This is a genomic window from Rhizobium sp. Rhizsp42 (assembly GCF_047304155.1).
Lineage (GTDB): Bacteria > Pseudomonadota > Alphaproteobacteria > Rhizobiales > Rhizobiaceae > Rhizobium.
Genome location: NZ_JBGLYS010000031.1, coordinates 1 through 23,460, shown reverse-complemented (window position 1 = coordinate 23,460; position 23,460 = coordinate 1). Strand labels below are relative to the sequence as shown.

At 61.9% G+C, this 23,460-nt stretch carries 17 protein-coding genes and 1 pseudogene; 12 read left to right on the top strand and 6 right to left on the bottom strand.

From position 1 onward, the window contains the following. Positions 1 to 2 precede the first annotated feature (2 nt). From ACCD05_RS24265 to ACCD05_RS24250, 4 genes are all read right to left on the bottom strand, one after another. Positions 3 to 881 carry an MBL fold metallo-hydrolase gene (locus ACCD05_RS24265; protein ID WP_111560359.1) on the bottom strand — a complete coding sequence of 293 codons (879 nt, stop codon included), beginning with the start codon at positions 879 to 881 and terminating at the stop codon, positions 3 to 5. Next, positions 868 to 2,367, bottom strand: coding sequence for an aminotransferase class V-fold PLP-dependent enzyme (locus ACCD05_RS24260; RefSeq protein ID WP_112950174.1), 1,500 nt, complete (start codon positions 2,365 to 2,367; stop codon positions 868 to 870). Before ACCD05_RS24260 ends, ACCD05_RS24265 begins: the two co-directional genes overlap by 14 nt. Before the next feature lie 307 nt (positions 2,368 to 2,674). After that, a complete protein-coding gene (locus ACCD05_RS24255) occupies positions 2,675 to 2,893 on the bottom strand; it encodes a hypothetical protein (protein ID WP_111560357.1) in 219 nt (72 codons plus the stop codon). Between the two features lie 26 nt (positions 2,894 to 2,919). Beyond that, positions 2,920 to 4,860 (bottom strand): hypothetical protein, encoded by a 1,941-nt coding sequence (locus ACCD05_RS24250; protein ID WP_413395893.1) that lies wholly within the window; start codon positions 4,858 to 4,860, stop codon positions 2,920 to 2,922. A gap of 111 nt (positions 4,861 to 4,971) precedes the next feature. Here ACCD05_RS24250 and ACCD05_RS24245 point away from each other — a divergent pair, with 111 nt between their 5' ends. The 9 genes from ACCD05_RS24245 to ACCD05_RS24205 all read left to right on the top strand — a co-directional run bounded on the left by ACCD05_RS24245 (position 4,972) and on the right by ACCD05_RS24205 (position 16,854). Next, positions 4,972 to 5,799 carry a TfuA-like protein gene (locus ACCD05_RS24245; RefSeq protein ID WP_413395891.1) on the top strand — a complete coding sequence of 276 codons (828 nt, stop codon included), beginning with the start codon at positions 4,972 to 4,974 and terminating at the stop codon, positions 5,797 to 5,799. A gap of 179 nt (positions 5,800 to 5,978) precedes the next feature. Then, positions 5,979 to 6,896: a DMT family transporter gene (locus tag ACCD05_RS24240; RefSeq protein WP_112950171.1), complete on the top strand. Its 918-nt coding sequence runs from the start codon at positions 5,979 to 5,981 to the stop codon at positions 6,894 to 6,896. A gap of 262 nt (positions 6,897 to 7,158) precedes the next feature. Next, the gene (locus ACCD05_RS24235) at positions 7,159 to 8,430 is read left to right on the top strand and encodes a RhtX/FptX family siderophore transporter (protein WP_112950170.1); all 1,272 of its coding nucleotides are present in this window, start codon (positions 7,159 to 7,161) and stop codon (positions 8,428 to 8,430) included. A 78-nt stretch (positions 8,431 to 8,508) separates the two neighbouring features. Continuing rightward, positions 8,509 to 9,864, top strand: coding sequence for a diaminobutyrate--2-oxoglutarate transaminase (locus ACCD05_RS24230; RefSeq protein WP_112950169.1), 1,356 nt, complete (start codon positions 8,509 to 8,511; stop codon positions 9,862 to 9,864). After that, complete coding sequence (locus ACCD05_RS24225; RefSeq protein ID WP_112989306.1) at positions 9,861 to 11,375, top strand: pyridoxal phosphate-dependent decarboxylase family protein; 1,515 nt, start codon at positions 9,861 to 9,863, stop codon at positions 11,373 to 11,375. Before ACCD05_RS24230 ends, ACCD05_RS24225 begins: the two co-directional genes overlap by 4 nt. Then, entirely contained in the window at positions 11,365 to 13,122 is a 1,758-nt protein-coding gene (locus tag ACCD05_RS24220) for an IucA/IucC family protein (protein WP_112950168.1), read from the top strand. Before ACCD05_RS24225 ends, ACCD05_RS24220 begins: the two co-directional genes overlap by 11 nt. Further along, positions 13,115 to 13,705 (top strand): GNAT family N-acetyltransferase, encoded by a 591-nt coding sequence (locus ACCD05_RS24215; protein ID WP_112950167.1) that lies wholly within the window; start codon positions 13,115 to 13,117, stop codon positions 13,703 to 13,705. The genes ACCD05_RS24220 and ACCD05_RS24215 overlap by 8 nt, the downstream gene beginning before the upstream one ends. Before the next feature lies 1 nt (position 13,706). Next, entirely contained in the window at positions 13,707 to 15,065 is a 1,359-nt protein-coding gene (basC, locus tag ACCD05_RS24210; RefSeq protein ID WP_112950166.1) for a putative histamine N-monooxygenase, read from the top strand. After that, positions 15,049 to 16,854 (top strand): IucA/IucC family protein, encoded by a 1,806-nt coding sequence (locus ACCD05_RS24205; protein ID WP_112950165.1) that lies wholly within the window; start codon positions 15,049 to 15,051, stop codon positions 16,852 to 16,854. Before basC ends, ACCD05_RS24205 begins: the two co-directional genes overlap by 17 nt. A gap of 54 nt (positions 16,855 to 16,908) precedes the next feature. On the opposite strand, the gene ACCD05_RS24200 is transcribed toward ACCD05_RS24205, so the two are convergent. Further along, positions 16,909 to 17,859 carry an AraC family transcriptional regulator gene (locus ACCD05_RS24200; RefSeq protein ID WP_112950164.1) on the bottom strand — a complete coding sequence of 317 codons (951 nt, stop codon included), beginning with the start codon at positions 17,857 to 17,859 and terminating at the stop codon, positions 16,909 to 16,911. Between the two features lie 169 nt (positions 17,860 to 18,028). Between ACCD05_RS24200 and ACCD05_RS24195 the strand changes: the two genes are divergently transcribed. Genes ACCD05_RS24195 through ACCD05_RS24185 form a run of 3 tightly spaced genes read left to right on the top strand, consistent with a single transcriptional unit; the run spans position 18,029 to position 22,410 of the window. After that, positions 18,029 to 20,287 carry a TonB-dependent receptor gene (locus ACCD05_RS24195; RefSeq protein ID WP_413395886.1) on the top strand — a complete coding sequence of 753 codons (2,259 nt, stop codon included), beginning with the start codon at positions 18,029 to 18,031 and terminating at the stop codon, positions 20,285 to 20,287. An 18-nt stretch (positions 20,288 to 20,305) separates the two neighbouring features. Next, positions 20,306 to 21,373 (top strand): GNAT family N-acetyltransferase, encoded by a 1,068-nt coding sequence (locus ACCD05_RS24190; protein ID WP_413395884.1) that lies wholly within the window; start codon positions 20,306 to 20,308, stop codon positions 21,371 to 21,373. Between the two features lie 47 nt (positions 21,374 to 21,420). Beyond that, a complete protein-coding gene (locus ACCD05_RS24185; protein ID WP_162724651.1) occupies positions 21,421 to 22,410 on the top strand; it encodes a siderophore-interacting protein in 990 nt (329 codons plus the stop codon). A gap of 15 nt (positions 22,411 to 22,425) precedes the next feature. On the opposite strand, the pseudogene ACCD05_RS24180 reads toward ACCD05_RS24185, so the two are convergent. After that, a pseudogene (locus tag ACCD05_RS24180) lies at positions 22,426 to 23,302 on the bottom strand (IS30 family transposase); the annotation flags it as partial. Positions 23,303 to 23,460: the final 158 nt, after the last annotated feature.

The window sequence follows — 23,460 nt, the reverse complement described above, 5'->3', positions numbered from 1 at the left end:
CGTCATCTTCCCCAGACCGATCCGGACAGGGCGTCGAGCGGGATCTTCAGGTAGCGCCGGCCATCGGCCTCCGGCTCTGGCAAGGCGCCGCCGCGAATATTGACCTGCAGCGCATGCAAGATGAGCTTCGGCATCGGCAGGGTCCTGTCGCGCGCCTCCCTGATCTCGATGAACTCGGCGCGCGAACGACCGGCGATATGCGGGTTCTTTTGCTTCTGTTCGGCGACCGAGCTTTCCCACAGGGCCTCGCGTCCGCCGGGCATATAATCGTGACCGGTGAAAAGCCGGGTCTGGTCAGGGAGATCCAGAATGCGCTCGATCGACGTCCGCAGGCTATCGGCGCTGCCGCCCGGAAAATCCGCCCGCGCCGAGCCGCTATCGGGCATGAAGAGCGTGTCGTGGATGAAGGCCGCGTCGCCGATGACGTAGCTGATTGACGCCAGCGTGTGGCCGGGCGAATGCATGACGCGGGCTTCGAGATCGCCGATCATGAAGGTGTCGCCGTCGGAAAACAGCCGGTCCCATTGCGATCCGTCGCAGGCGAGGTCCAGCCAGTTGTAGATTTCTTTCCAAATCTCCTGCACCTGCACGATATGCTCGCCGATCGCCGTCGGCACGCCGGTGCGCTGTTTGAGGTAGGAGGCGGCGGAGAAATGGTCGGCATGCGGATGCGTGTCGAGGATCCACTCAAGCGTTAGGTCATGGCGCGCGATATGGTCGAGCAGGCTGTCGGCATTCGTCGTCGCCGTCGAGCCCGACTTCTCGTCGAAATCGAGCACGGGGTCGATGATCGCGCATTTGCGGGTGGTCGGGCAGGAAACCACATACTGAATGCTGCCCGTGCGCGCATCGTGGAAGCCGGCGACCTCAGGCTGCGGCATGGACTTCATCTTCCATGGACGCAGCGCGCGGGAAGAAGATCGCCCGGCTCGGATCGAAATCGTAATCCGCTACGAAAGCGGTCGCATCGGCTGCGATCTGGGCGACGGAATCGAGAATGAAGCGGACCTTCTCGTCATCAAGCAAAACGCTGAGATTCAACCTGATGAAACCAGGCTTCATGATCTCGTCGCCGGACAGGATGGCCTGCCGGATAGCCTCGGACTGCTGATCGTCGATCGAGAGCAGTCGGTGGACATAAGGCCCGGCGCAGGCGCAGCCGCCACGCGCCTGGATGCCGAAGCGGTCGCTGAGCATGCGCGTGATCAGCTGCTGATGGACATAGCCGCCCTTGCCGTCCTTCACGCGGAACGAGAAGATCGGCAGGCGGTCGGGGCCGGGCAGGCCGAGGACTTCCAGCCGCTCGATATGTCTCCAGGCGCTGAAAGCGCGCTCGGCAAATGCATGATTGCGCTCGGCCATCACCTGCGCGCCGATCGCGTCCTTGACGATGAAGGCGAGTGCCGCCCTGATGTCGCCGACGACATTCGGCGTGCCGGCTTCCTCCCGGGCTTCGAGGCTGTCGCTATAGTCATGCGTCGTGGGCGACACGAACTTCACCGTGCCGCCACCCGGCCAGGAAGGCTTGGTCGCCGAGACAGCGTCGCGCCGCACGATCAGGATACCGGAAGCGCCGGGGCCGCCGATGAACTTGTGCGGCGAAACGACGATGGCGTCGATGTCGGCACCTGATGCCGGAGACATGGCGATCGGCACATAAGGGCCAGCGCCGGCGTAGTCCCAGATCATCCTCGCGCCGGTTGCCTTGACGAGGCCGGTGATCCTGGAGACGTCGCTGGTGATGCCGGTGATGTTGGAGGCGGCGGACAGGGTGCAGATCGTGAGGTCCGCGTCGCTATCGCGCAGTGCTGCTTCAAGCAGACCAAGGTCGGGGCCGCCGGATGCCTGCTCGGGGATCGCGACGATCTCCGCGCCGCTTTCGCGCCAGGGCAGGATGTTGGAGTGATGCTCGTAGGGGCCGATGACGACGCGCACGCGTTTGCCTGACGCAATCGCGTCCGTCACGCCGAGCAGCGAGACCAGCCGGTTGATGCCCGCCGTCGCGCCGGAGCCGGTGAAGATGACGGCATGATCAGCACTCGCGCCGCAGAATCCGCCGATCAATCCGCGAGCTTCGCGCCGCATGCGCGTCATGAAGCCACCGCAATAGGAGGCCTCGGTGTGGCTGTTGGCGTAATAGGGGAGAACCTCTTCGAGAACGAAGCGCTCGACCTGGTGCAACGCGCGGCCCGACGCGACATAGTCGGCGTAGACGAGGTTCTTTTCGCCATAGGGACCGGATATCTTCGCTTTCGCTCCGACAAGCCCGTCGCGAAGAGCGGCGATGACATCGGCGCTTGCGAGACCGTCGCGGAATTTCGACAATGTTGTCGCTGTGTGCGATGGGGCGAGGCGAGGGGTTTCCACGGTCGTTCTCCTTGCTGGGGATGGCGACGTGGAATGTAATCTGGAACGGGCCGAGCAAACTCACCTGATTTTGGGCGGAATTGCCGGAAGTTGGATCAAACGATCTAAAATGTAGACGTCGCCGCTTATTTTGATATGGCTTTACCCGCGAGTGCAATTTGACCGAGCGAAGATGGGAGCGAGTCAGGATGATGGATTGCCGGAAACGGGGCCGCTGGACCCTCGCAAACAACGCGCACGACAAAGCCGACGCCTTGAGCAAGACAAGGCGCCGACCAACTGACTGACTTGGATCTTCCGGCCTTGATTAGCCTTCGTAGTGCCCGGACGCGGCTTCCTTGGCGGACTTTACGACGACGGCAAAATTGACGTCCTTCGTGATCGACGTTCCGCTCTTGCGGAGATCGGCGACCTCCTTGAGCTTGCTACCTGCCGGCGGATCGAGCGGGGTTACGGTTCCCGCGCTGAGATCGGCGACCCAAAGACCTTCTTCGCCGGTGATGCTGATGACAACGACTGCGCTCATGTTCTCTTTCCCTCTAAGATGAACGGTTAAAAGCCTGCCTTCTTGAGTCCCTCTCGGTAGAGGTCCTTATGCCATTGCTCCTTGCTGGGCACTGCCGCCAGCCAGGTATCGACGTCGAAATTCGGGTTTGCCTCGCGCACGCGGCGCACAAGAATGCGTGCCTTGTCGGCATGCCCCATCATCGCCCAGCTGGCTGCCGCCAGGCGATCAGCAAGGCTCGGGTCGGACATCTGGCCGATGTAGTCGATCGACGAGCCGAATTCGCCGAGCGCGTAGTTGGCGCCCGCCGCTGTCCAGAGATACATGTCCGGGGTCAGCGGGTTCAGTTCGATCGCCCGTTCGATCTTCTGCAGCGCCATGCCCGGGCGAGAGCAATGCACCAGCGTATCGGCGTGGTCGGCGATGACGTCGGCGTAATGCGGCGCCAGCGCTTCGGCCACTTCCATCGCCTCGGCGCTCTCGTCGAAATCGCCCTGCAACAGCTTGGCCACCCCGAATTCGCGGTATCCGTCGGCGAAGTCCGATCGCTTTTCGATCGCCTGCCTGGAGAGGTTCTCCGCCTGCTTCAGGAGCTCGATATCGCCACGCGCGGTGAGCAACCATTCCTTGGAATAGGTACGCCCCATGGCGCTCAGCGCCGGCGCGAAATCGGGGCTGGCTGCGAGCGCTGCCTTCATCTCCTTGCGCGCGCGCCGGAGGTTGGGAAGCGTCATGCGCGTCATGTCGCGCTTGCCGGCGAGATAGCGGTGATAGGCCGCGGGATTGAGTTCGATATCGGCGCGCTGCTCCTCGTGGCGGGCGATTTCGCGCGAGACGGACAAGGCGATCTGCCGAGAGATCGCGCGCTTGTCGCGCAGCAGGTCAAGACGGTGCAGGCCGAAGCGTTCCGCCCAGAGAACCTGCGCATCATCGACGAAGATCAGCTGGGCAAACAGCGTCACGTCGTCCGCGCCGCCGCTGATGCGCGTCTCCAACACATAGTTGACGGCCTGCCGTTCGAAGAAGGCGGCCTGCGTTTCGACGTTGTGACCGACCTGGACCGCGGAGTAGGGCGCGATCACCCGCAGGCTGTTGAAGGCGCAAAAACCGATGGTGATGTCCTCGATCAGCGACGAGGCGATGAGGCCCGCGTCGGGGCTGACCGACTGGTTGCTTGGTGGAAGCAGGACGAGGCGCGGGATCGCGTGGGCGATGCTGCCTGCTTCGACGGCCAAGCCGGCTGCCGCGCCATTGCGCAAAGGCGGTCTCGCTTCAGCGGCAACCTTTGTGCTGCCGTTACCCTTGTCGGATGCCGAGAATTTGGCGCCGCGCTCGATCGAGCCGCGTCGCTTGGCGAAATAATTCTGAAGCGATTCAACGTCTTGCTCGGCGTTGAAGATCTTCAGCAATAACTGCAGTGTTTCCGGATCCTGCGGCTCCGAACGGAAGAGGATGACCGCCGCCTTGCGCAAGACTTCCGCGTCGTCGCGCGTCTGCGCATCGGCGTGAGCCTCCCTCAATGTCCGCTCGAGAAGCTCGACATGCCGGTTGCCTTCATCGACGACCCAGCTCTTGAACTCCCGGCTCTGGATCTTGACCGGGCCGAGGAAGGGCTGGTCGAGCAGCTTGACCAGCCGCCGCAGCCGCGCGAAGGGCGCTGAGGCCTCGTCTTCCCGAATGAGCTGGATGTCCGACGTCAGCAGCGCGCGGTCGATCGCGATGGTGCTGCCCTTGAAGGATACGAAGCTGGACCCAAGATCGCTCTGGTAAGCCTTCACTCTGGATAGCAGCTTTCGCAAGGTCGTGTCGGATGCGCCGTTATCCGTTTCGCCCCACAGGAAGCGGGCGATCGTGGTGCGGTATGCCGATCCCTCATCGAGTGTCAGCAGGTAGGCAAGCAGCAACAGCCCCTTCTCGGGCAAGGCGATGACGTTGCCATCCTCGTCGGCCAACCGCAGCTTTCCAAAGGTCTCCAGAACGAACGTCATTTCACCCCTGATCAGCCCGTTTTTCTTTGGGCACGGCTCGTCCCATGCCTCAGTCTGTCACGATGTTCCCAGACATTCAACAGCTGCATTCGCGGTTGCGAGACGCAAAGGTTGTATTATTCTGCGGCCAGCGGATCGAAGCGCTGGCGGCTGCGGATCTTAAATATTGGCGGCGAGGCAGAAGAACATTGGCGTGAGGATGGCGGTGTCGGGATGCGGGTGATCTTTGCCGGGCCAACGCTTAACGGTGCGGAGCTGTCCCGTGCCGATTATGAGATTCGACCACCCGCGAGGCAGGGTGACGTCTACCGGGCGATCGTCGACGGGGCCAATGTCATCGGGTTGATCGACGGCATCTACGAACATGTACCGGCCATCTGGCACAAGGAGATCCTGTTCGGGCTGTCGCGGGGCGTGCACATCTTCGGCGCAGCGAGCATGGGCGCATTGCGTGCGGCGGAGTGCAGCCCATTCGGAATGATCGGCATTGGTGAGATTTACGAGGGCTACGCATCCAACACGCTCGAAGACGATTCCGACGTCGCCCAATCGCACGCGCCGGCCGAGTTGGGATACCTTCCGCTCAGCGAACCGCTCGTCAATGTCCGGGCGACACTATCGCGGTGTCTGGATCTCGGCTTGCTCACCGGAGCGGAGCATGATGCTCTGCAGGCGGCCGCGCGGGAGATATTCTTCAAGGATCGGACATACCGATATCTCGTGCGGCTGACGTTCGGCGAGACGAAGCGCGCGGAGAGTATGCTGGCTCTGCTGCGGGCGAATAGCGTGAACGTGAAACTGCGCGACGCCGCCCTGCTGATGGATGTGGTTGCGGCTACACCTGACCAGAGGTTCACGCCGAGCACGCTCTGGACGTTTCAGGCTACCGACTTCTGGAACGCCGAGTTCCCGGATGCAGGCGCCGGCCATTTGGATTGATTTGTGTGTTCGCAAGTGGCGGCGCGAACGCAACCACGCGCTTGCCGCTTGCAAGATGTCGTGCCCTCGGAGTAAGCATCTGCCACCCAAACAGGCATCGATATGGGCGGCAGCGTGCAAACCTATTTTGACCGCCCGAACCTCATCGGACAAATGGCGTCGTGGAGCGCCCGCAAATCATGAACAGACAGGCGGCTTTCGTCCTGGGCGGCAACGCCATCTTGGCCGGTATTCTTCTGATGCTCGTCGGCGACTTCATGTTCGCCCTCAACGACGCCATGGGCAAATGGCTGGTTGCCAGCTTTTCTGTCGGCCAGGTGCTGCTGGTGCGCTCGCTCGGTGCATTCTTCGTGCTCGGGCCGATGCTCTCGCGCCAACCACTGACGTCGCTCCACCGGGTCGAGAAGCCGCAATGGCAGCTGATCCGCGTCATCCTCGCCACCGCTGACACCGGCCTTTTTTACGCTGCCGTCGCCTATCTTCCGCTTGCCGACGTCATGACCTTCTATATGGCCGGGCCGATCTATGTGGCCGCGCTGTCGCATTTTCTTCTCGGCGAGACGATCGGCTGGCGGCGCTGGCTGGCGGTATTGATCGGGTTTGTCGGCGTTGTCATCGCGCTGCGCCCATCGACGGCGATGCTGTCCTGGCCATCGATGTTCGGGCTGGTTGGCAGTCTCTCCTTTTCGTTGACGCTGGTGCTTGGCCGCGTGCTTCGCTCCACACCGGATGCGACGCTTGTGACCTGGCAGACGCTCGGCTGCCTCGCCACCGGCGCGCTCCTCAGTATTGGCAACTGGAGCGCTTTCAGCGGTCAGCAACTGCTGGCGCTGCTGCTGCTTGGCGTCGTTTCCTGTTCGGCGCACCTGATGATCACGCGCTCGCTGAAGCTTGCACCGGCCTCCCTGCTGGCGCCGCTGCAATATACGCTGCTGCTTTGGGCTGTCCTCTTCGGCTGGCTGTTTTTTGGCGAGTTCCCCGATCGGCAAACGCTAATCGGCGCCGCCATCATTGTTCTTGCAGGGTTGTTCATCTTCCATCGCGCCAAGGTCAAGGATGTCGAGCCCCTGGTGCCGAACGACTCCAGCCACGGCTAGGCAGGTGCCGGCCACGCTCAATGAGCGCAACAGCTCTTTCCGAGCGGCCGCTTTTCAGTGATTTTCGACGATAGGCCAAACGCAGGCAACGGCCTTGCGGCCGACTGGGTATGCAATCAAAACTTGCATGTTCGCTATTGTCCAACTCTGGTTCGCTTCGATCCAAGCCAAGTCGTGCGTCTGGTTTTAAATATGATAAAAATACTCCTGTTATATTTAGCCGGCGTGCCGGCATCTGAAAGAAGAGACGCCAGTGACCGCGATGGACCTGCATAAAGACATGATACCCGCGACCGCCCGGCCGGGTGCTGAAGGCCAGAGCAGGCTCTACGCCATTCTCGGCGGGCTTTATCTCGCTCAGGGCATTCCGACCTATCTGCTTCTCGTGGCTCTGCCGCCATTGATGCGGGAAGCCGGTGCGTCGCGCACGGCGATTGGCCTGTTTTCGCTTCTCATGCTTCCACTCGTGTTGAAGTTCGCCATCGCCCCGTTCGTCGATCGGTTCGCGCTCTTTCCACGCCTTGGCCATCGCCGTGGCTGGGTCATTCCAACGCAGCTCCTGGTCAGCGCGGGTATCGCCATCATGGCCTTTGTCGAGCCGCATCAGGCGGGCGCGTTGTTTGCGATCGCGCTACTCATCACGCTGCTCTCGTCGATCCAGGACATCGCCACCGATGGCTATGCCGTCCGCCGGCTGACCACGAAGTCCCGCCCTGTCGGCAACGCCGTGCAGGCCGGCGCGGTTGCTCTCGGCGTTATCCTCGGCGGAACTCTTGCTCTCGTCCTGGTTCACAGGATTGGCTGGACGCCGACCATTCTGCTCGTGTCCGCGCTGTCGCTTCTTCCCCTCGTCGCAGCCTTCTGGATGGACGAGGAGCCGCCCGTTTCGCAACCGGCTGAAAAATCCAAGGAGCGTATCGGGCTCTTGCAATTCTTCCGCCGGCCGAACGCATGGCTGATCCTCGCCTTCGCCCTGAGCTATCGCGCCAGCGAAGGTCTCGTGCGCGGCATGGAGGGGACCTACCTCGTCGACATCAAGGTGCCGACCGAATGGATCGGCTACATGTCTGGGGCGGCCGCCGCGACCGCCGGCCTGCTCGGCGCCGCGATCGCCGCTCTCATCATCCGCGAGGCGGGCTTGTCGGCAACGCTCATTCTTCTTGGTGGCCTGCGCAGTCTGTGCTTCCTCGCCTTCGCGCTGAACGCCTTCGGGATCTGGCCGGGCATTGCGGTGGCGCTGTCGGCGTCAGCATTCCAGACCTTCATCCGCTATATGGAGCTTGTGGCGATCTACTCGTTCTTCATGGCCTCGTCCTCCGACAAGCAACCGGGCACGGACTTCACGCTGCTGACCTGCGCGGAACTCGTCATCTATCTCATCGGCGCGTCGATCGCCGGCTACCTCGCCGATCGCCTCGGATTTGAGGCACTGTTTTCCATCGCCACGGTGATCTCGGTCCTCGGCGTCGGCCTGTCGGTCTGGATGCTGCAAAAGATCAAGCGCAGCGTGGAGGCGCTGCCCGCCACCACCTGACCAAGGTCCGGCACTCCTGGCCTCCAAACACTTCTGACTTCCCAGCACTTCTGACCTCAAAGAAACGGAGCCGAACACATGGACACCTCCGAACTGCTGCGCAATGACTTTTATCTGGCCCGTCAGGCCGAGCGGGAATCCAACGCCCGCAGCTATCCCCGGCGCTTTCCCCTGGCCCTGAAGTCGGCAAAAGGATGCACTGTCACCGATGTCGAAGGGCGGACCTACCTCGATTGCCTTGCCGGCGCCGGTACGCTGGCGCTAGGGCACAATCATCCCGAGGTGATCGACACGCTAAAGGATGTTCTTTCATCAGGACTGCCGCTTCACACGCTCGATCTCACCACGCCGGTCAAGGACCGCTTCGTGTCCGATCTCTTCGCAACCTTGCCCGAGGAGCTCAGGAGAGAAGCGAAAATCCAGTTCTGCTCGCCGAGCGGCACGGACGCGGTCGAGGCGGCGATCAAGCTTGCCAAGACGGCAACGGGGCGAACCGACATCGTCTGCTTCCGCGGCGCCTATCACGGCATGTCGCAGGGCTCGCTTTCGCTGATGGGCTCGCTTGGCCCGAAGGCAGGGGTCGGGCAGCTGGTGCCAGGCGCCCACTTCTTCCCCTACCCCTACAGCTATCGTTGCCCATTCGGACGCGGCGGCGAGGAGACGGCCAGGCTGGCGGGCGAATATTTCGAGCGGGCACTGCGTGACCCTGAAGGCGGCGTCAATCGCCCGGCCGCCGTTATTCTCGAGGCCGTGCAAGGCGAAGGCGGCGTGATCCCGGCTCCGGCCGAATGGCTGCGCAAGGTGCGCGAGGTTACCGGCGAGCTCGGCATCCCGCTGATCATCGACGAGGTCCAGAGTGGCGTCGGCCGCACCGGCAGCTTCTACGCCTTCGAGAAGGCAGGGATCGTGCCCGACATCGTCGTCCTCTCCAAGGCGATCGGCGGCGGATTGCCGCTTGCGGTGACCGTCTACCGCTCCTCGCTCGACGTATGGAAACCCGGCGCCCATGCCGGAACCTTCCGTGGCAACCAGCTGGCAATGGCCGCCGGCCAAAAGACGCTTGAGGTCATCGAGCGTGATGAATTGGTTGCACGGGCTGCCGCGGCCGGCGAGCGGATGCGCGGTCATCTCGAACGGATCGCCAGAAACTCGGCCTATGTCGGCGAGGTCAGAGGTGCCGGTCTTATGCTCGGTATCGAGATCGTCGATCCCGCCGGACGTCGCGACGCAATCGGACATCTGCCACACGGCGCCGAGGCCGCCGCCTCGATCCAGGCGGATGCATTCCGTCAGGGTCTGATCATGGAAACCGGCGGCCGCTTCGGTAGCGTCCTGCGCCTGCTTCCGCCGCTGATCATCTCCGACGCGGAAATCGATCAGGTGGGCGCGATCCTCGCCAACGCCTTCGATCGCCTCGAAAGAAAGGCGGCATGACCATGAACGTGCTCTCCTTCAAGACAAGATCGGCGCCAGCGCCTGATCCGCTCTCCCAGGTTCTTGGCCCGGACGCCGTCTCTCGGCACGCTTACCTGCGCGCCATGATGCAGGCTGTCGATCTCACACTGGAAGAGGCTGGCGATACGCACGGCCCTTACTCAGGCGCGAGCGCCGAGGACCTCAGAAGCCTCGTCGATGCCATCGACCCGTGCCCGGCAATCGGGCAGGGGACCTCGGCGGCGCTCAACGACATCGGCAAGGCCGCGGTCCAGCATGCGCTCGCCGTCGGTCATCCGGCCGCCGTCGCGCATCTGCATTGCCCGGTCGCCATTCCGGCGCTGGCGGCGGAGGTACTGATCTCCGCCACCAACCAGTCTCTCGATTCCTGGGATCAGTCGCCCTTCGCGACCATGGTCGAGGAGCGCGTGATCGAATGGCTTTGCGAGACAGCCGGCTTGCCGGCCACGTCAAGCGGCAGCTTTACCAGCGGCGGCAGCCAGTCGAACATGACGGCGCTGCATCTGGCGGCCGAGCGATGCGGTCTCGAGGCGCGCCATACCGGCCTGGTCTTCACCTCCGAGCAGGCGCATTTCAGCATTGCAAAGAGCGCCCGTATCCTCGGATTTGCCGCTGATGCCGTGGTGACGGTCGAAACGGACGAAGACGGGCGCATGCGACCGGAAGCCCTCGGCCGCCGTCTCGACGAGGCGAGGCGATCGGGGCGCCCGGTGGTGGCAATCGTTGCGACGGCAGGGACGACGGACCTCGGTGCAATCGATCCGCTGGACGCGATTGCCGACTTGGCGGCAAGGCACGATGTATTCCTGCACGCCGATGCCGCCTATGGCGGCGGGCTCCTGTTTTCGCGCCACGGCAACAGACTGAAGGGGCTGGAACGGGCACAGTCGGTCGCGCTCGATTTCCACAAGATGCTGTTCCAGCCAATCAGCTGCGGCGTGCTTCTCGTGGCCGACAAGGCGGATTTCCTGCCGCTCGCCACCAAGGCCGACTATCTCAATCCAGAGGATGCGGTCTTCCCCGGCGCGCCTAATCTGGTCGAGCGTTCCTTTCAGACGACGAAACGCGCCGACGCGTTGAAGGTGCTGATGACCGCCCGCGCACTCGGCCGCGACGGTCTCGACGATCTCATCAACCGGACACTCGAAAACACGATCGCCGCCGCGCGAGCCGTCGATGCGAGACCCTATCTGCGGCTTGCCCGCCGTCCCTCGCTGTCGACGGTCGTCTTCCGCTACGTATCTGCCCACGGACCGAGCCATGACGACGAGATGACGATCAGGCTGCGGGCGCAGCTGTTCGAAGCCGGCGTCGCGGCTTTGGCAACAACGGTTCTCGATGGGCGGGTCCATTTCAAGTTCACCCTTCTCAACCCCCGCTCGACGCCAGATGTCGTCAACCGCGTGCTCGACGCGATTGGCGAGGCTGCCGAGGACATCCAGACAAAAGACATAGTTTCACAAGACAGGGAGACCAACGATGCAGGCTGAAACCGCCGCCACGCTCTCGCTTCGCTCGCTTCTCAATTGCGTTGCACGCGAATACTCCGACATCGCCAGCTGGAAAAATGGTGCAGGTGGCTTGTCGTTCGTCATCGCTTTTCCGAAAACGGGCGGCACTCTATCCGTGCCGGTGCTCTATCGTTCGGCAACGGGTCATCACCTCTTCGGTGACGAAACCAGCCTGACGGAAGCTGGCTCAAAGCGCAGCCTGACGCCTGCCGAGGCCGCCGATCTCATCGTCGAGCGACTGGAGCCGGGTGACGCCGCCAAGGATGGGCGAGAAGATCTTCTGAACCGCCTGCGATCCAGCCGACGCCTGATCGCGCAGGCGCTGGACGCGCGCGAAGGTGATCTCGCGGGCCTCGCGGGAAGCCACGTGACGTTCATCGAGGCCGAGCAAGGGCTGATTGCCGGCCACGGCGTCCATCCGTGCCCGAAGAGCCGCGAGGGTATGAACGAAGCGCAATCGCGCCGCTATTCGCCGGAATTCGCCGCCGGTTTCGCGCTGCGCTGGTTCGCCGTCGATCGGCGCGTCGCCCATGGCGGTCACTCAGCCGGCTCGCCGGCGCCGGAAGCATGGATCGATCAGGCATGCGGAGCGGAACTCGAGGGCATTCGTGCCCGGTTCCCAGCCGACAACTACGCGCTGCTGCCGGTTCATCCCTGGCAGGCGGATCACATGCTTGCCGATCCTGACGTGGCCGCGTTGGCGGAGAAGGGGTTGATCGTCGATTGCGGCGAAGCAGGTGGCCTGTGGTATCCGACATCGTCGGTACGCACGCTTTACCGGCCGGACGCTCCCTTCATGCTGAAGCTCTCGCTCGGCGTCGGGATCACCAATTCGGTGCGCGTAAATCTCGCCCGTGAGCTTCTGCGCGGGGACGATATGTATCGCTTCCGGGCGAGCCCTCTGTGGCAGGATTTTCAGAGCCGCTATCCCGGCCTGACGCTCATCCCGGATCCTGCTTATCTCGGTGTCACCTCTAGCGGAGAGGTCCTCGACGGGCTTTCGGTGTCGATGCGTGAAAATCCCTTCCACGGCGCTGGAGCTGAGCGCAATGTCAGCCTCTTCGCATCGCTTTGCGAGCATCTGCCCGAACGCGGAAGTCGGCTCGGAGCCTTGATACGCGATGTAGCGGCCAGGGAAGGGCGGCCGCTGGACGAAGCGGCGACCGCGTGGTTCGAACGTTTCCTTACCGTGTTCGTGCGGCCGGTCTTCGCGCTCTATCTGAAATTCGGCATCGCGATGGAGGCGCATCAGCAGAACATGCTGATCGAGATCGAGGACGGCTATCCCGTCGGAACGCTCTACCGCGACAACCAGGGCTTCTTCCATCACCACCGCGGGCATGAGGCACTGGTCAAGGTGCTTCCTGAGCTGGGTATAGCCAGCGAATCCGTCTTCGGCGAGGAGCCGGTCGACGAGCGCCTGCTCTATTACGCCTTCATCAACTCGACGCTCGGAATGATCGGGGCGCTTGGCCGTGAAGGTCTCGTCGACGAGGCCGTGCTCCTGTCCATGCTGCGTGCGGAGTTGCAGTCGTTGCATGATGCCGAAGGCGGCCAATCTGAGCTCGTAGCCAAGATGCTGGCGCCGACCTTGCTCACCAAGGGTAACCTTAGGACCCGGTTTGCGCAGATGGACGAGCTGGTCGGACCGCTTGAGACGCAATCGGTCTATCTGGCGCTGGACAACCCTTTGGCCGCGCGGACACGGGAGCTGGCCTATGCTTGATACCGCGCGGCGGGATGCCGATTTCGCCTATTCACGCTACGACCCCGATATCGGACGTACGGTCAGTTTCCGGCTGCTCGACAAGGGCACGGATCTCGAGCTGCTGTGGCGCTGGATGAACCAGGCGCATGTGGTCCCGCAATGGAAGATGGCCAAGCCGATCGAGGAGATCGCGCGCTACATCGACTCCAATCTCGCCGATCCGCATCAGGACCCCTACATCGGCCTGATCGATGGCCAGCCGATGAGCTATTGGGAGGCCTACTGGGCCAAGGACGACATTCTCGGCCGCCATTATGCGGCCGAGGACAAGGATCGCGGCTGGCATATGCTGGTGGGGGAACCCGCCTTCTTCGGTCGAGGTGTTGCCCCGGCGATCATCCGGGCCTTCACGCGCTACCTGTTTCTGGACGACCCCGCGACCACCAAGGTGGTTGGCGAACCGAGCGTGGCGGCGCGGCGGCTGCTTCGCTACGCGCCCGCCTGCGCCTTCGAGGAGCAGGGCGAGATCGACCTTCCCGACAAGCGGGCGAAGCTGATGTTTTGCCATCGCGACCGTTTCACACAGCAGTTTGGATTGTGACATGACCCCACTCGATATCACCGGCATCGGCATCGGGCCGTTCAATCTCGGTCTGGCCGCACTCGTCTCGTCGAACGAGACGCTCGACGGCGTCTTCCTGGAAAAGAAGCCGGCCTTCCGCTGGCACGAAGGGCTTATCCTTCCCGGCACGACGCTGCAGGTTCCCTTCATGGCCGATCTCGTGACGATGGCCGATCCGACGCACCCCTTGAGCTTCCTCAACTACCTCGCGGCTCACGACCGGCTCTACAGGTTCTATTTCTATGAGAACTTCATGATCCCACGCGAGGAATACGACCATTATTGCCGCTGGGCCTCGCAGCGCCTGTCGTCCTGCCGCTTCGGCGAGGAGGTGACGGAAATGATCTATCGCCGGGATCTCGAACTCTTCACGGTCGAGACGACGAACGAGGCCGGCAAGACACGCCGCTACGACAGCCGCAACATCGCGCTCGGCATCGGCACGGTACCGCAGATGCCCGAATGGGCGCGCGTGAAAGCGCGTGCGCCGATTATGCATTCAAGCGAGTTCGGCAAACGCCGGGCCGAGCTTGCAAAGCGCCGCCGCATCACCGTGGTCGGTTCCGGCCAGAGTGCGGCCGAATGCGTGCTGGCGCTCTTCAACGACCTGACGCCGGAGGCGGTTGCCACTGGTGCATCGATCCACTGGATCACCCGCTCGCCGGGCTTCTTCCCGATGGAATACTCGAAGCTCGGTCTGGAGTATTTCACGCCCGACTATATGCACCACTTCCATCGCCTGGCGCCGGACAAGCGTCGGCAGATCGTGGCGAGCCAGGACCTGCTGCATAAGGGGATCAGCTTCTCGACGATCGGCGAGATTTTCGATCTGCTCTACCACCGCTCGGCGGCCGGCAAGAACTCGGGACTGACGCTTGCCTCCAATTGCGCTGTCGAGACGTTGGACGCGGAGCCGCGCGGCTTCAGGCTCGGCATTCGGCATAGCGAACTCGACGAGCGGGCCACCATCGAAACCGATGCGGTTGTTGTCGCGACCGGCTACCGACACGCATGGCCGGCATGGCTAGAGGCGTTGAAGGGCGGCGTCTTGAAGACATGCGACCGTGGCGATCTGATCGTCGGCGAAGACTTCCGGGCGGAACGGGCGGATGGCGGGCCAGGCTCGGTCTTCGTCCAGAACGCCGAGACGTTCCATCACGGGGTAGGGGCACCCGATCTTGGCCTGGGTGCCTTCCGCAACGCCGCGATCGTCAACCAGCTACTCGGTCACGAACGCTATCGCGTGAAGACCAATGCCGCATTCCAGAATTTTGGCCTGCCGCAGGGCGCGCTGAGCGCCGCAGACATTTCGGGAGATCTCTATGCACAAGCCTCTTAACAACACCGTTCCCTCGGCTTTTTCCGCGCAGGTCTGGCAGCTTGCTGCATCGCGCCTGCTTGCCAAGGTGATCGAAGAATTCGCCTATGAGCGCGTCTTCGATGCTGTCGCCGAAAAGCCGGGACATTACCGCGTTGATATCGGAACGGTGAGGATCCGCTTCCGGGCGAAGCGCTATGTCTTCGATAATCTCTCGGTCGAGCCGGGCAGCATCGTCAGGCATGACGGCGGGATCGCCACGCCGATTTCCGATCCGCTGGCCTTCTGCGCCGAGTTCCTGCCGCAGCTCGGCGTGAAGCCGATGACCGTCGCGCATTTCATCAAGGAGCTCGGCAATACGCTGGTATCGGATGCCCATATCGTCGCGAGCGCCGACAAGACCGCGGCGGACCTTGCGGAGCTTGATGACATCAGGATGGAAGGCGAGACGACGGGCCATCCATGGGTCACGGTAAGCAAGGGACGCATCGGCCTCGGCTATCAGGACTATCTCGCCTACACACCCGAAAACCGCACCCCGACAACCATCCTTTGGCTCGGCGTCAGCAAGGAGCGCGCCTCCTTCGTCGCCGAGGAAGGGCTGACCAACGAACATCTGGTCACCGAGGCCGTCGGCGCGGACCGTTATCGTGAGTTCATGGACACGCTCAAGAAAGGCGGCGGCTCGGCCGAAACGCATTCGGTCATGCCCGCGCATCCATGGCAGTGGGATCACATGATCGTGCCGCACTTCGCCGCCGACATCGCGGCAGGCCATATCGTCTATCTCGGCCAGGGCGACGATCTCTATCTGCCGCAGCAGTCGGTGAGAACGCTATCGAACGTCACGCGGCCGCAGGCCTCGACGCTGAAGCTCTGCATGACGATCCTGAATACCGCCGTCTACCGCGGCATTCCGGGCAAGCGCGCGCTGACGGCAGCGCCACTGACGACCTGGCTGGACGGGTTGCTTGCGCGCGACAGCTTCCTGCGTGACGAGTGCGGATTGGTGCTGCTCGGAGAGCGGGCCGGCGTGCACTACGTGCACCCGCAATTCTCCAAGGTCGATGGCGCGCCCTATCAGTTCAACGAAATGCTCGGTTGCCTTTGGCGCGACAGCCTCGCGGGACATCTGAAGGACGGCGAGACAGGCATCCCTCTCGCTGGCCTGCTGCATGCGGGGGCGGACGGGCGACCGATCATCGAAGCGCTGGCCGACAAGGCCGGGCTATCGGTGGAAGCGTGGATGGCGCGGTTCTTCGACGTGGTCATCCCGCCGGTCTTCCATCTGCTTGCCAAGCACGGGCTGGCGTTTTCGGCGCATGGCCAGAATGCCACCCTGATCCTGAAGCACGGCCGGCCGGAGCGTCTTGCGCTGCGCGATTTCATCGATGACGTCATCGTCTGCGACCTCGATTTCCCCGAGACGGCAAGTCTGCCGGACGAGGTAAAGGCGGTGCTTCTGAAGCTCCCTGCCGATTTCCTCGTGCACTTCATCCAGACGACGCTCTTCATCTGCGTCTTCCGCTACATCTCGGTGCTGCTCGATCAGCGCTCGGGTCTGTCGGAAAACACGTTCTGGAGCTTGGCGCGCGACAGCGTGCTGCGCTACCAGAAACGCTTCCCCGATCTTGCCGATCGCTTCGCGGCATTCGATCTCTTCGGCGACGAGTATCCGCGCTTGTGCCTCAACCGCGTGCGCCTGTTCACGCATGGTTATGCCGAAGACGACGAGCGTCCGGTGCCCGATTTTCAGGGCACGGTCGACAATCCTCTCGTCGTCTTCGAGCGGCGCAGCAACGCGGCATAGAGATGAAAAACAGACGGCCGGATGTATCCACATCCGGCCGTTTTTGAGATCACATCAGGCTTCGCGGCCGGCGGCAACCTTGCGCCATTCCGATGGTTTCATGCCGTAGCGATTGCGGAAAGTCCGGTTGAAATAGGACAGGTCGTTGAAGCCGACGAGATAGGCAACCTGGCTGATCGGGCGGGTGGCGCCCTCCGCGATGATCATCGTCTTGGCGACCGCAAGGCGCCTTTCCAGCACGTAGCGCGAGAAGGTCGCGCCTTCGCGGCTGAAGAATTTCTGGACGGCGCGTGGCGTGATCCCTTCTGCCTCGGCGACATCGCTGACGGAATAGGTCCCGCTCGCCAGGTTCTCCTCGATCCTTGCCTTGATGGAATCCAGCCGCGTCTGCGGCGCGCTTGGCGCCGAACCGTTGCCCATATGCTGGGCGAGAACCGGCAGCAGGTCGTAGAAGTGCTCCACCATCATGCCGGCGTCCTGTTCGCTGTGATGTTCCTGGCGCAGCAGATATCCCGCGTAGTTGGTCAGCAGTTGCAGCGGCAGGCATCCGGCGTCGATCGGCTTCAGCATCACCGGCTTGAGGAGATCCCGCTTGGCCGCCAGCGAATAGGCGGGCAGGTGCGCGAAATCGAGTCGCCCGCCTTCCGGCAGCACGATATCGGTTGGGCCGTCCGCCGGGATAAAGATGACGTCGCTACGCGGCACTATGATCTTGCGCCGTCGGTATCTCAGTTCAAGCGGACCATCCATGGATCGCAAGATCACCACGCCCGCATCGACCACGCCCTTCGCGGTGAGCGTGAGCGGTGTTCTGGGAAGGTAGATCGTCGCCAGGGACAGCGAAACATAGCGCCAGAACAGGCCGGTCAGACCCGAAAGATCGCCATTTTGCACGGTAATGGTTGCTTCGCCGAGCATGTCGAGAAGGATGCTGCGGCACATGATTCTGCTGTCATTGTCGGGCAACGACAGCGCTCCCAATTTCAGCGGTCGGATAGTCTCCATGGGGCCTTGGCTTTCCTGTTGCTGTTCGCGTCAGTCCAAATGAGGTTCGCCCTGATCCAAGCGGCTCGCAGCCTTACCCCATAAAACATGACTTAAATAGTCTTCTATTTAAAAAAATGGAGCCGCTGAACACGGTTCCGAAATTGATTTTATTGTTTTGGGGGCATGAATGGGTAGAATTAGACAGCGCGGCATTTTACTTTGCGCGGTGGCGGGCAGTGTAAGCTGGGGCGTCGGCGCATTCGCGCAGGAACGGCCGCAGTCTGAGGCAACGGAGAACAAGACACAAGGCTCCACGACGCTGCTTGAGACCATTGTGGTAACGGGTACCCGCTCGCCGCAGCAGATTTCCGAGACCGCCAAGACGATCTATGTCGTCACCTCCGAGGATATCGAGTTCGAAGCGCGTTCGGGCAAGAGCCTGCAGCAGATCCTCGCCGACACTGTTCCAAGCTTTGACCCCGCAAGCGAGGGGGCGAGAACGTCCTATGGACAAAACCTTCGTGGGCGAACGGCGCTTATCCTGATCGACGGCGTGTCGATGAACTCAGCGCGCTCGCTCAGCCGGCAGTTCGATTCCATCGATCCCTTCAACATCCAGCGTATCGAGGTCTTGTCGGGTGCGACGTCGATCTATGGCGGCAACGCGACCGGTGGTGTCATCAACATCATCACCAAGAAGGGCAAGGATGCCGCTCCCGGCCTGCATGGCGAAGGCACCGTCGGCCTTGGCGGCGGCTTCCAGGGCAGCAAGGATTTCGACCGCAATGCCGGCGGCGCGATCACCTACAACAGCGACGACTGGGACGCTCGTTTCTCGATCTCCGGCAACAAGACCGGCGCCTATTACGACGGCACCGGTACGATGGTCGTGCCCGATATCACGCAGACGTCGACGGCTTTCAACGAGCGTCTCGACATCATGGGTTCGGTTGGCTTCCAGATCGACAATGACAGGCGTCTCGAACTCTCCGGCCAGTATTTCGACAGCAAGCAGGAATCCGACTACGGCCTTTATTACGGCCCGTTCTTCGCAGCACTTTCCAATCCGGATCTCTTCGAAACGCGGCCTGGCTACCAGTCGGATTTCAATCCGGAAACGCGCCGCTCGATGTTCAACGTCACCTATACCGATGAGGACTTTCTGGGTCAGCAGCTGCTGCTCCAGGGCGCGTTCCGCAGCGAACGGCTGAAGTTCAACCCGTTCCCGTCCTCAAGCGCATTCACCGGCTCGTATTTCGCCGGGAGCTCGCAGGACACCGACTATTACAGCATCAAGGCGGCGCTGGTCGCCGAGCCGACCGATAACCTGAAGATCACCTATGGCATCGACGCCGACCGCGACAGCTTTACATCGCGCCAGAACGTGTTCGATCTCTTGACCGCGGCCACGACCGGCGGGCTGAATTTCGAAACAATGGGCGTGACGGGTCTGTATCCCGACATCGACGTATCGACGATCGCCGGCTTCGTGGAAGCCTCCTACGAGGCGACTGACCGGCTGACCCTCAATGGCGGCCTTCGCTACCAGTTCGTGAACACCGAGGTCTCGGATTTTGTTGGTGCCGCGCAGCAGGTCGCGATCCTTCAGGGTCGCGCGACGTCAGCCGCGGCGATTCCCGGCGGAGAGGTGAGCTATGACGCGCTTCTGGTCAACGCCGGCGTGACATACGAACTCACACCGGATCAGCAGGTCTATGCCAATTTCAGCCAGGGCTTCGAGTTGCCTGATCCCGGCAAATACTACGGTGTCGGCAGCTATACCCTTGCCGGCGGCATTTTCAGCCTGAACAACAGCGTCAATGTCGGATCGTCTGCGCTTGAGGCCATCAAGACCAACTCCTTCGAAGTTGGCTACCGTCTCGACGATGGCACCTACAGCCTTGAGACCGCGGCATATTACTCGTTCTCCGATCGCTCCATCGAGCTCAACAGAACCACGCTTGCCGTCGATGTGCTCGATCGCGAACGCCGGGTCTACGGGATCGAAGCCAAGGCCGGCGTCAAGCTCGATCATGGTTTCGATGTCGGCGCGCTCGGCCAATGGGTGAAGACCGAGGTCAAGGGCGACAACGGCTGGGAAAACGACACGATCGGCACGGCCAGTGTTTCGAAGCTTGGCGGCTATGTCGGCTGGAGCAATGATGAGCTGAAGCTTCGCTTCTCCGGTCAGCACGTATTCAGCCTGACGGATGCCGACGACTTCAAGATCGATGGCTACACGCTGTTTGATCTTCTGGGCAGCTACACGTTCGAAAACACCGACACCACGATCAACTTCGGGATCCAGAACGTCTTCGACACGGATTACACGACCATCTGGGGTTCGCGGGCCAAGGCGCTCTACGGTGCGCTCGCCGACGAATCCGTGTTCGATTATCACGGTCGCAGTCGCACCTTCGCGGTCTCGTTGACCAAGATATTCTGATCGGGAGATAGAACCGCTTTGCAATCGACGCGCATCAAGGATACCGCATCCGAGACGTTTCCCAGCTATCGTTGCTTCTCGCTTGACGCGTGCGGCGGCCTGCGCGTCATCAGGCAAGGATCAACTCTCACGGCAAGCGACGAGCGCGGCAACTGGATGACTGTTGCCGCGCACGCAAACGACCTGACCGAGCCGAGGGCGGACAGCAAACTATCGACAGAAGACCACACGCGCCTTCTCAGCGCTCTGCTCGGTTTCGTATTTTCGATGGAGCCGGACTGTCTCGCGGTTCATCTCAGCGGGGAGGGCTGGGAGCCTTTTATCGGCGGCCTATGCGCGATCGGTGGCCACTTCGACGCGGCCGGTCCAAGCGTGCGAGCGGATATGTTCTGGCAGGCCGCGCGCCTGTGGAGCCCGACGCAAGCCGTTCCTTATCCGCGGCACGATGTCTATGACGGCCGAACCTTCCACCCGTTGCGTCCGCCGAAGCCAAGCGGACGCGTCTATGCGCGCTTCATTCCCTGGCTTGGCGGCGAGCTGACGCTCGATGTCGCAACACTTGGCGATCTGCCTGACGTTCACCGATGGATGAACCAGCCGCGCGTCAACGAATTCTGGCAGGAGGCCGGCGATGAGCTTCGTCATCGTCGATATCTCGAAGGCATGTTCGCGGATCCGCATATCATCCCTTTGATTGCGCGCTTCGAGGGCCGTTCGTTCGGATATTTCGAGGTCTACTGGGCCAAGGAGGACCTGATCGGCCCCTTCTGCGCGGCAGGCGATTACGATCGGGGATGCCACGTCATCATTGGCGAGGAGGCCTGCCGTGGCCGCGCCTGGTTTACGGCGTGGCTGCCCTCGCTGTTGCACTTCATGTTTCTGGACGATCCGCGTACCGAGCGCATCGTCCAGGAGCCGCAGGCCGATCACCACCGCCAGCTCCGCAATCTCCAGCGTTCCGGCTTTTCACGCACCGGCACAGTGGAGCTACCCAACAAACGGGCCGCCATCGTCGAGATATCCCGCCGGAAGTTCTTTTCGGATCGTCTCTGGCATCCCGTCGATGACGAGCGAAAGACCAATTAATGACCGTGAGCATGCCAGCTGCCTTCGTTTTGAAGGCGTGCGCCGAATTGCCTGAACCTGAACACTGTCTGCGCCATCTGGCCGAGCATCTGAGGGAAGATGGTCTTGAGCTTGCCGAGGAACATGGCGCGCTGATCGTCACGCTTCCTGACGTGCATGGTCGAATGTGGTGCGAGGACGGCCAACTGGTCGTTCAGGCCACGTCCAAGGATGCGGAAACGGCCTATTTCGTCAGAAGCTGGCTGGACGCGGCGTTTCGGCATCTTGCCGCTGGCGAACCCGTTAGGGTCAGCTTCGAGGAAAACTGGAAGACGCGCGGATTGCCGCCAAGCTTCTCGATCCTGAAAGTGCAGGCGATGCGGATGATCTCGAGAAGCATGAAGCGCATCACGCTCAGCTGTCCGGATGTCGCTCGTTTTGATCGAAAGGATGCGCTTCACATTCAACTGCTCGTAAATTTCGCGGCGCTTTCCCAGGCAAGGGATGATGCTAAGCCGGCCGCGATATGGCGCCGATACACCGTTCGTTCGATTGATGTTTCGAACGGTACGATCGATGTTGACGTGTTTCTGCACGGGGGGAACGGTCCGGGCGCCGCGTGGGCGTCGGCACTTGCCGTGGGTGATATGGTTGGTGTCGCGGGTCCGAGCGGCGGCGGTATCGGCATCGGCAAGGCCGGCCGGTACCTGATTGCCGGCGACGAGACAACGCTTCCGGCTATCGCCCGGATCCTGGAGATGCTGCCGGTGGACGCAAGGGGTGACGTCTTCGTGGAGGTTTCCGAGGCGGCGGATACATTGCCGCTCGCGCTTCCTGCCGGAGTGACGCTGACTTGGCTCAAGCGCTGCGAGACGCCTTTGCCGCTTGAACAGGTTATTGACACCTGTCTTCGATCGATCGACGCCGAGCCGGTCTGCCTTTGGGTTGGATGCGAGGCCGAAGTTGCACGCCGTATTCGCAGCAAGCTGCGGGCAGAGCCGACATTTGGAAACGTCGATCACCTCGTTACCGGATATTGGCGGCGGACGTCGCACTGATCAGCAATCGGTCGGCGGGTCGACATCTCTCGAAAGCCATTTCCGCACTCTGCCGTTGGTGTTTTCGACGGTTCCTTTCTGCCACGGCGACTGCGGGTCACAGAACCAGGTCTGTGTACCGATGCTGGCTTGCAGATAAGGCCAGTCGGTGAACTCCGTGCCGCGGTCAAAAGTGATGGAGCGACGCGCTAGATGGGGCAGGGCTTGCAGTGCCTGGACGAGGCCGTCCATGACCGGCCGGGATTGCCGATCATTGTTGCGAAGGAAGATGGCAAAGCGGCTCACGCGTTCGACGAGCGACGTCACATTGGCTTTTCCGAACGTCTTGCGGAAACTGATTGAGATCGCATTCCCAGTGCCCGAACTGCTTTCGGTCAGCGACAGTGTCAGGGCGGCGCAGAATGTTGAGTTCCGGGCTAAACCGTCGGCCATGCTTGCGTCTTGCATGTCGAGGTCGCCGCCGAGCCCGATGCTCCGGGAGGTGCCGCCATAACTTGATCGCTTGGCCGTCGGGCGAATACGCGAACTTATAGATCGTTTCGTGACTGACCGATATAGGATGACGCTCCAAACGCATCCTTCCGGCAATCTGCTGCGGCGACCAACCGTGCTTGATCCGATCAATCACCGACTGACGGATGCGCGCGAACCGCGCCAGCTTCCTCAGCTTGGCGCGTCGTTCGCAGGCCATGTCATGCGCTGTTACACAGTAACAGCCGTTGAGATCCGGGATGACCTCGTCGATGAACATGTTGCGCTTGATCTCCCGGAAAATCGTTGAGCGATGGCGCCCAAGCTTCTCGGCGATGATGTCAACAGTCAGGCCCGCCATGCGCCAGCGGGCGATCTTACGCCGTTCATCCATGTCGATGTGGGAGTAGGTGCGTTTCATTGCAGCTTCCTTGCGAGTGACAACCCATTGGTATCATTCGCAAGTCGCACTTCATCCTTGAACCCACCCGGCTACATACGTTGTGGCAGCCATGTTGAAATGTCCGCCGATATGCAAAGTAGAAATGTCCGACTGGTCGCTACACGGCACACCGACCA